The sequence below is a fragment of the Eisenibacter elegans DSM 3317 genome (genome assembly GCF_000430505.1).
In the GTDB taxonomy this organism is placed as follows: domain Bacteria; phylum Bacteroidota; class Bacteroidia; order Cytophagales; family Microscillaceae; genus Eisenibacter; species Eisenibacter elegans.
The window spans coordinates 260522-274953 of sequence record NZ_KE387153.1 but is presented as its reverse complement, the minus strand read 5'-3'; the positions used below and the strand labels follow the sequence as shown (position 1 = coordinate 274953).

At 49.5% G+C, this 14432-nt stretch carries 10 protein-coding genes; 1 reads left to right on the top strand and 9 read right to left on the bottom strand.

Annotation, left to right across the window (positions count from 1 at the left end; all coding sequences use genetic code 11):
* Nucleotides 1-5 precede the first annotated feature (5 nt).
* The 7 genes from G499_RS0114810 to hisB form a co-directional block, all read right to left on the bottom strand.
* On the bottom strand, nt 6-1178 hold the full coding sequence (locus G499_RS0114810) for an SPOR domain-containing protein (protein WP_027000586.1): 1173 nt from the start codon (nt 1176-1178) through the stop codon (nt 6-8).
* The gene (locus tag G499_RS0114805; protein WP_154658480.1) at nt 1165-2838 is read right to left on the bottom strand and encodes a TonB-dependent receptor; all 1674 of its coding nucleotides are present in this window, start codon (nt 2836-2838) and stop codon (nt 1165-1167) included. Before G499_RS0114805 ends, G499_RS0114810 begins: the two co-directional genes overlap by 14 nt.
* 4 nt (nt 2839-2842) lie before the next feature.
* Nucleotides 2843-5890, bottom strand: coding sequence for a tetratricopeptide repeat protein (locus G499_RS0114800; RefSeq protein WP_027000584.1), 3048 nt, complete (start codon nt 5888-5890; stop codon nt 2843-2845).
* A 198-nt stretch (nt 5891-6088) separates the two neighbouring features.
* Entirely contained in the window at nt 6089-7123 is a 1035-nt protein-coding gene (gene holA, locus G499_RS0114795) for a DNA polymerase III subunit delta (protein WP_027000583.1), read from the bottom strand.
* Nucleotides 7124-7330: 207 nt separating this feature from the next.
* A complete protein-coding gene (locus G499_RS0114790) occupies nt 7331-8230 on the bottom strand; it encodes a hypothetical protein (protein WP_027000582.1) in 900 nt (299 codons plus the stop codon).
* Nucleotides 8231-8267: 37 nt separating this feature from the next.
* A complete protein-coding gene (locus G499_RS0114785) occupies nt 8268-8894 on the bottom strand; it encodes an ABC transporter ATP-binding protein (protein WP_027000581.1) in 627 nt (208 codons plus the stop codon).
* A gap of 199 nt (nt 8895-9093) precedes the next feature.
* A complete protein-coding gene (gene hisB / locus G499_RS0114780) occupies nt 9094-10209 on the bottom strand; it encodes a bifunctional histidinol-phosphatase/imidazoleglycerol-phosphate dehydratase HisB (RefSeq protein WP_027000580.1) in 1116 nt (371 codons plus the stop codon).
* Between the two features lie 99 nt (nt 10210-10308).
* Between hisB and G499_RS0114775 the strand changes: the two genes are divergently transcribed.
* Nucleotides 10309-11736 carry a methyltransferase RsmF C-terminal domain-like protein gene (locus G499_RS0114775; RefSeq protein ID WP_035727704.1) on the top strand — a complete coding sequence of 476 codons (1428 nt, stop codon included), beginning with the start codon at nt 10309-10311 and terminating at the stop codon, nt 11734-11736.
* Nucleotides 11737-11948: 212 nt separating this feature from the next.
* Here G499_RS0114775 and mltG read toward each other — a convergent pair whose 3' ends face one another.
* Nucleotides 11949-13070, bottom strand: coding sequence for an endolytic transglycosylase MltG (gene mltG, locus G499_RS0114770; protein WP_081413825.1), 1122 nt, complete (start codon nt 13068-13070; stop codon nt 11949-11951).
* Nucleotides 13071-13244: 174 nt separating this feature from the next.
* Nucleotides 13245-14282 (bottom strand): patatin-like phospholipase family protein, encoded by a 1038-nt coding sequence (locus G499_RS0114765; protein ID WP_027000577.1) that lies wholly within the window; start codon nt 14280-14282, stop codon nt 13245-13247.
* Nucleotides 14283-14432 lie beyond the last annotated feature (150 nt).

The window sequence follows — 14432 nt, the reverse complement described above, 5'->3', positions numbered from 1 at the left end:
GTATATCAAAACTGCAAGACCCAAGCATCAATGCCATACTGCGTTTTTAGGGTTTGTTCGTGTGTTTTGGCCTGCTCACGGTCAGCAAACACATAAGAAGAGACCCTTACGCGGTTGCCTTGCTCTACAATGCGTAGTTGTCGGAAACCCTTCTGAGTCATATGGTTATAGAGAGAATAGGCGTTTTCGGCCTTATCAAAGCTCCCTACGATTACATAAAACTGCTTGCTGGGTGCTTTTATCAATACTTGCGAAAGGTTGGCTGGCGGAGTAGGGTTGATAGCCAGCGCGCCCAAGATATTGCGGTTGGGTGGTGGCAACTCTACTTTGACGCTTTGGGAGTTGGTGGTATTGCCCTGTGTATTTTTGGCAGCCTTGTTATCAGTTTTTGCTGGAGTTTCTACTGGGGTATTTTGCGTGTTTGCAGGTGTTTCGGTCGCACTGGGGGTGGCGCGTTCGTCAAGGGGGAGGTTCTGCTCATCAGTAGAGAGGTCTTCGCCGGTGTCTTGGCTGGTGTCCTCTTGATTGCGGACAATCACGGCGGTATCTCCGCCCTTATCTCCCAATAACTTAGGCACAATACCAGAGTTGGCCAGATACCAAGCTCCTATCGCAGTGCCGGTCAGCACAATACCTGCGCCTACATAACGGCCTATAGGGCGGCGTTTGCGGGTACGGTCATACTCTTCAGGCTCTTCTTCGAAGATAGGATCTTCTTCATCGAGGTTTTCGGCAGGCTCTTCACGGTCTACGGGCTTACTGAATAAGTTGGGCAGGCCATAGCTGTCGCCGAGTAGGTTGGCGTTTTCGGCCATTTTGAAGCTCATCACTTCTCCCTCATCCAGATACAACGTACCCAAGCCGTGGATGGTGTAGCTGCGCTGTACGCTGACTTCTATCTTTACGGCGGCCACATACTGCCGTACTTTGTCTTGAATATCGGCCAAAGGCAGCCCTGTTTGTTCGGATAGGTATGCTTCAAACTGGCCGTCGTTATATTTGGAAGAGGGGTAGAAACTGATGCGTTTGCTTGGCGGCATCCAGTGATGGATACCAGAATGTACCTCTGCGCCCTGATAGCTCGATTCGAACTGCCCTAGCTCAGGGATGAGCAAGCTGTCATGTTCGAGCAACCAGCCGCATATATGCTCTTCTATCAGGTGTTTATCTGAAGTCATAAGTCAATCCTATTAAAAAGTTTAGTCCCCGCACAGGGTATCGATAATATTGTTGGTACGTATTTCCGAAGAGGTTGTTTGTACGAGCAAATACCGACCAATGTTTCCACAGCATATATTCAGCTTGGAGGTTTAGGTCGGCGATCAAGGGGAGGTCTACCGTTGTTGCGGCATTAAAATTAAACGCTTTGATGCCTGCATACAAATAAAAGTCCAAATTCAGGCGTAAATTTTTAATAGGGTCATAGCTCAAGTGTGTGTTGCCCACCCAAGATGGCCTATGCCAAGCCTCTGTGGTTTCGGGCAGTTGGTAGTAGAGGTATTGGAGGCTGCCTCCGGCCTGTAGCCCGGGTTTGAGCTCGTATTCGGTTTGAGCTTTGAGGCTCCAGGTTTGAGCGTTGGTAGGTACATACAACACATCAAAGCGGGCGGGGTCTAGTGGGTTGTTAAGAAACAGATAAAACTGCTCATCATTGGCCCAAGCAGCACGCACCTGATAGTTCCATTCGGGGCTGAGGTCGCCTTGGAGCTTCAGGAAAAGCTCGTAGTTGCGTACGGTATTTCTAGGGAGGGCATCAGTAGCAATAAACGGATTTTCTCTACTCAAACTGTAGAGGGTATTGGCTTGTAGTTGGCCTACAAAACCAATGGTGGCGCGCAGTATGGGCCTCCAATCATAGCTAAACAACAGGTGTGGCAATAGTCGAAGCTCAGTTTCTTGTCCTTGACGTTCTTGCTGGGCCAACAGTACGACACCTACTTCGGCACGCCAAACGCTATCTTTTCGGATAAGGGTAGGGTGTAAGCCAAGCCACGCTCGGGCATTTTCGTTGTTGGGCTGTTCGGCAGTACGGAGCGCCACATAGCTTCCATCAGCATATATGCCCATTTGCCAGCGCTCGTTCCAGTGGTAGTTGAGCTGGCCTTGTAGCTGTAGTTGTTGCTCGCTATTGTTTTCTCTGCTGCTCCAAGAGCGCACATTTAGCGCTGCGAGGTATTGCCACGGGCTTTGGGCCGATTTGTTCTGATAGCGCAAGCTCCAGTCTACTCGTTGGAACACTTGGCGCAGGCTGTCGCCAAAAGGCAGGTTGTCGTTTTCAAAAGCATAGCCATAGTAGCGGAACATTTGTCTTGTATAACTCAGGTCAGTGTGCCAGTGTGCTGTTTCCGTAAAAAAATCAGCATAAGCCCCCACGCCATGAAGGTTGTTGGCCGAGTAATCTGCCCCACCTACAGGGCCACGGCGCGCATACCAATGCTTCCCGTGAAGGCCATAACTGAAGTTAGGCGATATTTTTTGGGTAAATAGGCCTTCGAGGTAAGTAGTCGCAAAATTGCCAATCCCTCCCATTAGGTATCCTTCTTTGCTACGGTCTAAGACAGGTCGGTCAACGGCCTGTGTTTCGGGCAATGCCAAGTTTACTTCCAGAGGCTGTGTTTCGTAGTTGGGGGTATTCAGCTCGTATTGGATACGCCCTCTTACACGTTTTAGAGGCTCAGGAACGGCCTTTTCGGCATTTTTTTTCAGAATAGGCAAATCAATGCGGGCATCTTTTTCGATGACTACCTGCTGCTCTTGTACAGCCCCACCTTGGGCGTAGAGCCGGGCGGCTCCTGAGGCGATGGTAAGTAGTAAAAAAAAGGCGAGTGTCGTACGCATACAGTTAAATTTCTTGTAGTCGAGTTCGGGCAAGTTGTTTGATGTTGGGGTCAGGCGCGTTGTCTACGATTGATTGTAGCATAGATTTGGCCTGAAAAATCTCCCCGTTGGCAATATAGTTTTCGGCGATAAGCAAAAAAGCCTTTCCACGCCAATATTCTTGGCTACCATAGCGCCTAGTCAGCTCCAACAACAGGGCGTTAGAATCATTGTATCGTTTTTGGGTATGCAATATTTTCCCGGCGAGGTACTGCGCCTCTGCGCCTACAGCGGTGAGGTCGCGGGAGTATAGTTTTTCAAAAAGGTCTAGGGCGGCGCTATACCGAGATTGGTGAAGGTGGTTTTTGCCCACAACCAGCTGTGCCTGTGTGCTCAGAGCCGCGCCGGCTTCCTGTTTGATGACCAAGTCGGCAAAGTACATTGACGAATCTGCTTGTTTGAGCCGCTCATAGTTTTGGGCTATGCCCAGCCAGGCTTCTACTTGGTCGCGTTTGCTTTGGGTCTGGGCTGCCAGTGCAAAGTAGTAGTTGATACTTTGGCGGTACTGCTCAGCCTCATACTCTAGGGAAGCCAAACGGCGCAGGGCGCGCTCTAGGTAGTTGCCCTTGCGCTCGGCGGTGGCTCTGATGAGCATCTGACGGGCTTGCTTCACCTCTCCTAAGCGAGCATAAGCATCGCCGGTCCAGAAGGCGGCATCATATCGGAGGGAGCTTTGAGGATAGCGCTCCAGAAAGCGCTCAAACAGCCTTACCGCTTCTTGGTATTGTTGGTTAAAGTAGGCATCTTTTGCTTGTTCATAGTCAATCGTCTCAGCCGCATTGCTTCCCGGGTTGGCTTGCGCAAACAGGGTCATATATTCGGCAGCCTCTGCGCCACGGCCTTCGGCGCGTAACAGTTGTTGTAGGGTGTAGAGGGCATCTTCGGCCACAGGGGCTGTAGGATAGCGACGGATAATCTGAGCGCAATCTTGGATGGCCAAATCATTGCGGCTGATATTGCGATAGGCCATAGAGCGCTTGAGTAAGGCATCGGGAGCAAAAGAGCCAATGTTGGTTTGGTTCAGTAGGTTGGTATAATTATCGACGGCTACGGCATAACGTCGCAGGCTGAGGTTGACATTGGCCAGCTGATACAGCGCCGGGATAAAATAACGAGACCCTTGGTAACGGAGTTGTTGGAAGTAAGCAAAATCAGTAGCCGCACGCTCATAGTCTCCTTGTAGCGCATAGACCATTGCCCGCTGATAGAGTGCATAATCTTGCTCAGGGTTTTGTGTACTGATAGCCTCATTGTATAAATTGAGTGCTTGTGTATACTGGCGTTGGCCATAGTAGCTATCGGCCAAACGAAGACTGGCATCAGCCACATATTTGTTGCGCCCACGCTGGCGACTGTATTGCAGGTATTGCTCAAATGCTTGGGCGGCTGCCGGATATTCGGCCAAGTTGTAGTGCGCATACCCCAGACCATACAAAGCATCTAGCGCCAACTCACTATAAGTAGGGTTATAAAAATTGACAATTTCTCGGTATAGGGGCACTACCCTGTTTTCTAGGTAGTTGTCTCTGGTGGTTTCGTCGGCATAATCTTGTAGGCTGTAGGCTTCGGCCAGCCAATAGGCAGCGGTATACTTCAGCTCAGCAGAGCGAGTCTGTCGGATAGATTTTTCGAGTAGCTCTACCGCATCGTTGTACTGTTGGTTGTTAAAATATTCGATACCCTTGAGATACGTAACTTGCTGATAGGCATACCGGATGGTATCACTTTTGGAGGGCAGGCTTTCGATGTAGCGAATAGCCCGATCATAATCATTGGAATAAAGGTAGGCACGAGTCAGGTTTTCTTGAATAGGCGTGGCCAGCGGATCGCCTGGGTATTGTGCCAAAAAACCTTGCATTACCCGGATGGCTTCGGGATAAAGCTCGGTCTCATAATACAACAAACTGAGGTTATATTGTGCCAAGCGCCGGATATTGGATTCATATGGCATAGCCGCTGCCCGCTGAAAAGGCGCAATAGCAAACTCTTGGTTGTGCGCCAGCAGGTAAGATGCTCCCATATAGTAGGCTGCGTATTGCCCCAAATCACTATCTTCTAGAGCAACCTCTTGCAAATAGCCAGTGGCCTTGGTATAGTCTCCGATATGATAAAAGGTATAGCCAATGCGGTAGGCAATGTCCGGAGCCAAACTTGTGGTGGCTTGCCCTGCATAGCCAATGTAGTAATTGGCCGCATTGTTATAGTCTTTCATAATAAAGCAAGCCTCCGCTGTCAGTAGATAAATATCTACCAAGGCCTCGTAGTTTTGTACCGGAATATCTTCGTCTTCTTCTAATAACGGCTCAATAAAATCCAGCAAATCAAGGTATCGGCCTTGAGCATAATAAGCACTGACAATCCAGATAGGGGCTTTGAAAGCATATTGATTAGACTCCATCGAAAACTCAAGATCAGCCACGGCCTGCTCATAACGTGATGCTTGGTATGCAATCACTCCCGAGTAAAAAGCGGCGGCGTGTTTGTAGGGGCTGCTTTCTGTCTTTTTGAGGGTGTTAAAATAGGGCTCGGCTTGTTGGTAATTTTCAGTATAAAAATACGATACTGCCAACATCATCCTCACATCTTGACGCTCATTGAAGTCTAGCTGTGTAATGGGGATTTTCTGAAGATACACAAGCGCTTCCTCATAGGCCTGTTGTTCATAATAAAACTGCCCCCAAAGATAATAGGCCTGCTTAGTACGCGGGCTATGGGGGTATTTGGCCAAAAACTGCTCCAGCTGCTTGTCGGCGCTGGGGCGGCGCAAATAAAGCGAGGCCAAGGTACTTTTGTAGGCCGCTTCGGCGCGGTCTTCGGGCTGAGGCAGGGCTTCTTCGACTTGAGAGAGCAGGTTTTGGGCTTGGGCGTAGAGCCGCTTTTCAAAGAGCGCCAACCCAGTACGATATTGCGCCTCGGTTGGGTGGTCGCGTAAGGTTTGTTGCGCCCACAAGGACACACTCGAAAAGCCAAAAAAACACACCAATAGGCGCAAGACAACAGAAGCTTGACGCATAAATACAGAGGATAAGGTCAGTAAGTAATCAATAAACTAAAACAAAGGCAGGCATACTATCAAAACAAACAGGGGTGCAATCCAAAGCGCTATATATACTAGTGTCAACTGAAAACCCTTGAGAATCAAACCCTGTGAGTCCTCAAAATCAAGTGAATCTTCTTATATATAATGCCTAACAACGCAAATAAAAACCATTTATGTGATGTTTCGGTACAAAATCTTACCCATCAATTCTTTAAGCACTTCGTGGTCGGGTAGGTTACGTCCCTCAATTCCCTTAGACTGAAGGTCGGCGATATATAAAGCCTCCAGTGCTGCCACTATATCGTGTGCATTGTAGTGTTGTAAGGCTGTTTTGTAGTTTTTGACCGCAAAAGGCGGCACTCCCATCACCTTGGCCAAGCCCGCATCGCTGCGGTCTTTGGAGGCATAGGCTGCCAACAATTTAGTAAAAAATTGGAAAAGCATCGCTATTGTAGGAATTAGCGGTTGTTTTTTAGGGTTGGCCTCCCAATATTGCAGAATCTTGAATACCTGCAAACTTTGCCGGATACCGAGGGCATTTTGTAGTTCAAAGATGTTGTAATCCTTACTGATACCCACCAAGCGCTCCAGTGTTTGCTCATCGATGTTACCACCTTCCGGGATGGTCGTCAGCACCTTGTCAATTTCGCTTTGTAGGCGGCTAAGGTCTGCACCAACGGCCTCTAGCAACATCTGAACGGCTTTTTGACCAATACTGCGCCGATGTTCGGCCACATATTTACCTATCCATTCTCCTACCTTGGCATCAGTCATTTTTTTGGCTTCTACCACCACTGCGCCCGCTTCTAGGGCTTTGTAGAGGGTCGTATTTTTGGCCAAGGCTTTGTGTTTGTGGCAAAGCACCAAAACCGTACTGGGAACAGGTTGTTTGAGGTAATTTTCCAACAATTTTTTACTCTCAGCACGCCCAATGTCGGGGGTTTGTTGAAATTCTTTGACAATAATCACTTGCCGTTCAGCCATCATCGGATAACGCCGCGCCTGCTGTACAATCGTCCCAATGTCCGTGTCCTTGCCATAAAGCAAGATTTGATTGAGGCCGCGCTCGGCGGGCTCCAGTACCTGTGTTTCGACAGCCTCACTGATGGCATCGATATAATAAGACTCCTCCCCGTGTAAAAAATAACAAGGGGCAAATTGCTTCTTTTTGATTTGTTGGAGGGTGCTTTCAGCCTCTTGAATCATATAACTCAATCAAAATTAGTTTGGGAAATGTATGCGCTGAAAATCCTTGAGAATCAAGAAAATCAAATTCAGTAAACCCTGAAATCAAGTAAATCTTGATATAAATTATGCTTTGTAGGGTGCTAAGATACGGTATCGTAGGCAAAACAAAAAATGCCCCGTCGGCAAGTAAGCCGACAGGGCAAAATCAAAATAGCCAATGAGGGCTTAGTTGGCTGGAGGAGCCATACGCAGTTGCTGCCCGGCGGCAAAGTTCAGGATGCCCAAGAGTGTGAACTGTGTTTGTGATTCACTGCTCAACCAAAGCTGTGTGGCGTTGAGTTGGTCTACGCGCAAGGTTTGATCAGCACCTTGCACACTCTGTCCGTCGCGTTCGTAAGTTGGATAAGAAATTACCAAACGGGTTTTGTTGTTGGTCAAAGCCCAAGTGGCCGGTACAGGTACACCTCCTGCAGTTACGAAATTAACACCCAGTGGGCTTTTTCCAAAGCGGAGGGTAATGTTGGCATTACCTTGGCGGGCAGCAACACCTTGGTCATTGATCAAGAAGAAGCCTGTATTATTAGTACCGTCGTTGCCTGTCCATCCGCCGTTGCGTTGTAGGTTTTCATCATCTTGTGAGGCTGCCGCGTTGTCTGTGGGGCCGGTGAGGTTCATACGGTATTGGCTGTTGGTACCGAGGCGAATCAGTCCGAGAAGGTTTATCTCTCCGCCGTCAGGCCCCTGAAAGCGCAACTCCGAAGCGGTGAGGCTGACAATGCGCAAATCTTGAGTTTTCGCGCCTCCCAAGGTAGGGGTTGTTGCCCCCGCAGCCAATGTAACCTCCGGGTAGATAATACGCAATGTTCGGCCATTATCCCGTAATTGCCAAGTAGCCAGAGGATTGGTAATACCATTGATGACCAATGAGTTGATAGTGCCTGTTCTGAACTGTAGTTTTAGGTTAGGAGACACAGTACGCACATCATTCACAAAAATACCATCGGTCAGCCATTCTTTATTAGCCAAATCAGCTTCCGGACCGGGAGCGGCTTCGCGCTTACAGCTTTGCAAACCAAAAGCAGCCAAGGTTAGTGTCAATACAAAGTATCGGGTAATTTTTTTCATAACAACAGAAAATGGTTGGTGTTGAGTTAACTTGGACTTAGGAGCGCTGGCCATTGAGCGGAAATACCTGCTCACAGAAGCTGTACTCATAAGCTTGATTAGAGGCAATTACGAAAAGGCGGCCTTGGGAGTTGTCTAAAATCAAATTTTTATACCATTCAATGCCTTCTTGATCTAAATTGCTCGTTGGCTCATCCAAAAATACCAATGGTGTATCGGCATAAATTGCCAAGGCCAGCTTTACCCGCTGCTTCATCCCAGACGAGAAATGTTTGATGGCCTTATGAAATGATTTTTTCAACCCAGTTTGTACCAAGAAAGCGCCTTGGTCAAAGCCTGGGCGCATCGGGCGGAAACGTTGCTGGAAGCGTAGATGTTCGGCAAGGCTCAGCTCCTCTACCAGACTCATATATGGCGCTACATACGACAGATGTCGGTACCACTGTTCTTCTGGAATCAAGGTGCCGGCTGCATCATAATACCTGATTTTCCCCGCCGAAGGGGTCTGCCAGCCGGCCAAAAGCTGCATCAGGGTAGATTTGCCGCTACCGTTGGCGCCAGTAAAGGCATAAAAGGTGTCCGCACTATCGAGGCTCAGGTCGATGCCGTGCAAGACCCAATCCTGCCCATATTGCTTGCCTACTTGTTCTAGCTTGATTTGCATCTTGTCTTTGTTTGCACGGAGTAATCGGATAACTACTACTGGACGCTTTTTGGGGCTTGCCCTTCGGGCCGAGCCATCGCCTGTAGTCCCCTTGATTCACAGCCGTGAACCAAGGGGAGCTACTTGGCGCTGTCTCTAAGCCGCTTACGCCCGTGTGATACAAGTCGCAGGCTTGTATCGGAATATACAACACTAAAGTCTAAAGCATACCTTTGGTGCTGGGCAAGGCCGTCCCGGTGATTTGCTTGGCCATTTTGATAGACTTTGCAAAAGACTTGAAGATAGCCTCTATCTGATGGTGGTCGTTTTCGCCCGAGCAGCGGATGTGTAAGTTGCAAGGCACTTGGTCAGCAAAAGACTTGAAGAAGTGCGACACCATCTCACAGGGGAAGCCACCCACAGCCTCACGGCGCAGCTGCACGTCCCATACAAGGCTGGCGCGCCCCGAGAAGTCAATCGCCACCTGAGCCAAGGTTTCGTCCATCACAAGGTTGAAAAAGCCATAACGCTCCATCCCCCGCTTATCGCCAAGGGCTTGGGCAAAAGCCTGGCCCAAGGCAATGGCCGTATCTTCGATGGTGTGGTGATGGTCGATGTGGAGGTCGCCTTGTGCCAATACTTCTAGGTTAAGGCCTGCGTGCATCGCCAGTTGGTCAAGCATATGGTCCAGAAAGCCAATGCCTGTATCGTTGCTGTATCGGCCTTGGCCGTCGAGTTGTAGGCGGATATGGATCTTGGTTTCCTTCGTCTCCCGGCGGATTTCGGCGCTGCGCTGAGGCTTTGATGTTAGCAAGAAGTTGGCTATACCTTCCCAGCTATCCGTACGCAAAGCAATGGGCAAGACCTCGCCCTCCGGAGCTTGGGCTTGGCCAATGAGGATACCCTGCGCCCCAAGGTTCTTGGCTAGCTCGATGTCCGTAATGCGGTCGCCAATGACGAAGGAGTTGGCCAAATCAATTGCAGGATTGTTGAGATAATGCGTCAGCAGGCCTGTGCGTGGTTTGCGTGTAGGTGCTTGTTCGTGCTCAAAAGTACGGTCAATCAGGATTTCGTCAAAGCGAATGCCCTCACTCTCCAAAATATCGAGCATTTTGCGGTGTGCAGGCCAAAAAGTCTCCTCAGGGAAGCTTTCTGTCCCGAGTCCGTCTTGGTTGGTAACCATTACCAGCCGGTACTGGCCAGAAGCCACAATGCGGTGCAAATGGCGCATCACTCCGGGGAGGAAGGCTAGTTTTTCATAACTATCTACCTGAAAATCAGTAGGCGGCTCTACGATGAGTGTGCCGTCTCTATCAATGAATAATATTTTTTGCATAAAATTGGAGGCAAGGGGCAGGGGAGTGCCTGCGGTTTTGATTTGCAAATAAAACAGGTTTTGCGCAAAAAAGCGCACGATTGGCTAACTTTGCAGGCTATGGAAAACAACGCCCTGCCCACCATCCCGGCTATTTTTGAACGCCGTTTGTACCACTATTTAGGAGAAGAGGAAGCCACACAGCTTTTAGCCTCACTTGGAGGGGCAGCCCCGGTGAGCATCCGTTTCCACCCCGACAAAGCCGCTGAGCCGACCGCAGTTGCTACTCACTTGCCACTACAAAGCCCTGTAGTATGGGAGCCGGCAGCCTATTATCTCCATCAACGCCCGGCTTTCGCACTTGACCCACACTGGCACGCCGGAGCCTATTATGTGCAAGAGGCCTCCTCAATGTTTGTAGGAGAGGCTGTCAGGCAGTTGGCGCTGCCATCGCAGGCGCGGGTATTGGACTTGTGCGCCGCACCGGGAGGCAAAACCACACATCTGCTTAGTGTGTTACCTGCTGATGCGCTTTTGGTGGCCAACGAAATCCATAAGACACGCGCCCAAGTTCTTCTCGACAATTTGGCTCGTTGGGGTAAACCCAACTATTGGGTCTCTAATAATTCTCCCGAAACCTTGGGAGAGGCGCTTCCGGCAGGAATGTTTGACCTGATGCTCACCGATGTACCCTGCTCAGGAGAGGGGATGTTCCGAAAAGACGCAACAGCCATCGAGGAGTGGAGTGAAGAAAATGTAACACATTGTAGCACACGCCAGAAAGATATTGCCCAGGCGGTTGCTCACCTATTGGCACCGGGCGGCTACTGGCTTTACAGCACCTGCACCTATGCACCCGAAGAAAATGAGGCAGTCATCGCGGATTTGGTGGAGCAATATGGGCTGTTGAGCCACCGGCTGAGCCTGCCTCAGGGGAGTGGCATCGTAGAAAAAGTACATCAAATGGGTGGGAAAACGGTCTATACCTACCATTTTTATCCACACAAAATCGTAGGAGAGGGGTTGTTTTTGGCTTGTTTACACAATGATAGTTTTGCCAACCGCCCTACGATAAAAGCCAACAAAAAACAAGCCCAACAATTGGCTACGGCTTCTGCCAAAGAACGCGCCTTGCTCAGCCCTTGGCTCAAAGCACAAGCCCCCCTTGGCGATGATTGGACTTTTATCAAGCAGCCCCAAGGTTTTTATGCTTTGCCCCAAGCGCAGGCACAGCTTTGGGCGGCTCTACAAGACAAGGGTATTTACTGGCGGAATGCCGGAGTGTTTATGGGCGAACTCAAACAGCAGCAGCTCGTGCCCGCACACGCGCTAGCCTTGAGTACGGCACTTAACGTCAATGTACCCCAACTTGAGTTGAGTTATGAAGAAGCCTTGAGCTACTTACGCCGAGACCATTTCGAGCTTCAAGCGGAGGCCCCCAATGGCTGGGTTTTGGCTTGTTATGAGGGAACAGCGCTAGGCTGGCTTAAAGTACTCCAAAAACGGGTGAATAACTACTATCCGGCAGCTTGGCGATTACGGAGTTAGGCGCTTGCGCCTCTGTGCGACAGCTTTTTTAGCCCCTTAGCTACAACACTGGATATTTTGGAAAACTAGCTCGGAGTTCTGGCGCCGAAGCAAGCCGAGGCCTTATTTTTGGAGTGTAATGAGACTTAGCCCACAGTTTTAAGTGTGGGATTTGAAAAATGTCTGGTAGTGTCACAAGCGACAAAACCAAAAACATTCAAGCCCCTAACTCCTTACCGAATTCCGCGCTTGTTTAACGCTTGTTGGTAGCGGCGGGCGTTGTTGAGGTGTTCTTGGTAGGTTACGGCAAAGTTGTGATAGCCTGAAAAATCATCCTTGGCACAGAAAAAGAGGTATTCGTGGGTTTCAGCATCGAGCACAGCCTTGAGCGTGGCCAAAGACGGGAGGTTGATGGGGCCGGGGGGGAGGCCTGCGTTTTTGTAGGTATTATAGGGCGAGTCAATCTCTTTGTGTTTGTTGAGCACCCGCTTGAGACTGAAATCACCAAGGGCATACACCAAGGTAGGGTCGGCTTCGAGGCGCATTTTTTTGCGCAGGCGGTTGAGATATACTCCAGCTACACGAGGCTTCTCATCGTTTTTGCTGGTTTCTGCCTGTACGATAGAGCCCAACACAGACACTTCTATGGGGCTAAGCCCAAGTTTTTCAGCTTTTTGGCGGCGCTCGGTAGTCCAAAAACGCTGGTATTCGTCATGCATACGGCTGACAAAAGCCTCGGGGCTGTCTGTCCAATACACTTCATAGGTATTGGGCAAAAACATTGTTAAAAAGCTATGTTGGTCAAATCCGTATTTACGGGCTACGGACGTATCAGTCAGCACCTTGGTCAAGTCTTCTTCGTGGAACATCATCTTTGGAGCTACTTTTTTGGCAATATCTTCGGGGAAGCGTGCCATCGTAAAGGTAACCCGAACAGGCACTTGCCGCCCACTGCGGAGTAGCTTTATGGCCGCATAGTTGTTCATATTGGGCTCAATATGATAATGCCCGGGCAACACCTTGTCTTGGTATTTGAGTAGTTTGGCCACAAAAGCAAAAGAAAGTTGGTCACCCACAACACGGTTTTTCTTGAGACTGTCGAGTACGGTTTGGAAGCGTGCGCCCTCGGGAATATAGAGGCTGTAAGCTTGTTCGCGCTTTACCTGCAAGTTGGGACTATAAAACATTTGGTAACCATAAACGATAATGGCTACCGAAGCCGTAAAAAACATCAAGGTCAATGCGATGAGTGTGCTCCTGCTAGGTCGTAACACGCGTAAGCCTTTAAGCCGCTCGCCCAAGTTGGCCAAAGCCAGGATATAGCCTAATAATCGCTCTCGTTTTTTTGATTCCATAGTATTGTTTTGCCCCAAGGGTGTATTTGGCAAGGGCAAAAGTAAAAATATTGTCCGAAAAATAGCGCCTTATCGATGGCTTTTCTGTACGACGATTATTGGAAACACAAGAGCTAGCGGTTTGGAAAACCTGTCAAGGCTTTAAGTCCTGACAGGTTGGTTGTATTGTTTATCCTACAAAAAAACCTCTCTGACATTGCAGGTAGAACGTTGCCCTATGTCGTCGAAGTTTTGGGCTATCCAACGCTCGGCATAGTCGCGTCCGAGGTCGCGCAGGCGCAGCAGGAAGTCCCAAGTAGCGTTGAGCTTGCTCGACACGTTGTATTGGTGCATATCCTCTTCGGGGTTGATGTTGTGGATATAGATTTTGCGGAATTTGCCCCCCAAATCTACGCCCATACTGATGAGCCGGTCTACGAGGTCAATTTTACGCATTTCGTGCATGAGAGCGGAGTTGAAGCTCAACTCGTTGATGCGGTCACGTATTTCGGCAGAGCTTTTAGGTGTCTCCGGGATATTGATAGGGTTGATTTGCACAATGAGAATGTCTTGTGCAGGCGTGCCGTCAATCAGCGGGAAAATAGGCGGGTTACCCATATAGCCCCCGTCCCAATAGTCTTCTCCGTCAATCGTAACGGCTTTGAAGAGGAAAGGCAGGTTGGCTGAGGCCAAGACCGCATCGACAGAGATTTCGTGTGGTTTGAAAACCCGCACCTTGCCCCGTCGCACATTGGTAGCTGCCACAAAAAGCTGGGTTATCTTGCATTTGCGCAAACTGTCGAAGTCAATCAAATCAGTCAGAATATCGCGCAAAGGGTTGTAATCAGAAAGGGGGGACTGGTATGGCGAAACAAAAAGCCCCATCATTTCAGACACCAAAAAGCCCGGTGAATGGTCCATATTACCACTGCTGGTGATGCGGTCATAAATACCGGGCTGTAGGGGGGAGAAGGCCGCTACCTGGGAGTTAGTCTTCCAAAACTTGTGGAGCAAATCACGAGCCGTTTGTCGGTTGCCGGAGTGTAGGCCATAGGCGAGTAGGGCGGCGTTCATTGCCCCGGCGCTCGTGCCGCTGAAGCCATCGAGGATGATGCGTTCATCTTCGAGCAGGCGGTCGAGCACTCCCCAAGTAAAAGCCCCGTGTGCTCCCCCGCCTTGAAGCGCAACGGCGAGGTGTTTTTCATCAGTAGATTTACGTTGTTGTTTTGCCATAACAGATAGGTTTGGTGAGCAAAATTATATCAAGATTTACCGGATTCTGCTTTTGATTATCAGGGCTTTGAGCCCGTACATTGCCCGAGGAAGTTTGATGGGGCATAGTTGTACTTTGTGAACAAAAACAATTCCAAAGGCGCTTCTCTC

Excerpts from the sequence above, each read along its gene's own strand:
- G499_RS0114810 (WP_027000586.1), bottom strand. The coding sequence starts at position 1,178 with ATGACTTCAGATAAACACCTGATAGAAGAGCATATATGCGGCTGGTTG.
- G499_RS0114805 (WP_154658480.1), bottom strand. The coding sequence starts at position 2,838 with ATGCGTACGACACTCGCCTTTTTTTTACTACTTACCATCGCCTCAGGA.
- G499_RS0114800 (WP_027000584.1), bottom strand. The coding sequence starts at position 5,890 with ATGCGTCAAGCTTCTGTTGTCTTGCGCCTATTGGTGTGTTTTTTTGGC.
- holA (WP_027000583.1), bottom strand. The coding sequence starts at position 7,123 with ATGATTCAAGAGGCTGAAAGCACCCTCCAACAAATCAAAAAGAAGCAA.
- G499_RS0114790 (WP_027000582.1), bottom strand. The coding sequence starts at position 8,230 with ATGAAAAAAATTACCCGATACTTTGTATTGACACTAACCTTGGCTGCT.
- G499_RS0114785 (WP_027000581.1), bottom strand. The coding sequence starts at position 8,894 with ATGCAAATCAAGCTAGAACAAGTAGGCAAGCAATATGGGCAGGATTGG.
- hisB (WP_027000580.1), bottom strand. The coding sequence starts at position 10,209 with ATGCAAAAAATATTATTCATTGATAGAGACGGCACACTCATCGTAGAG.
- G499_RS0114775 (WP_035727704.1), top strand. The coding sequence starts at position 10,309 with ATGGAAAACAACGCCCTGCCCACCATCCCGGCTATTTTTGAACGCCGT.
- mltG (WP_081413825.1), bottom strand. The coding sequence starts at position 13,070 with ATGGAATCAAAAAAACGAGAGCGATTATTAGGCTATATCCTGGCTTTG.
- G499_RS0114765 (WP_027000577.1), bottom strand. The coding sequence starts at position 14,282 with ATGGCAAAACAACAACGTAAATCTACTGATGAAAAACACCTCGCCGTT.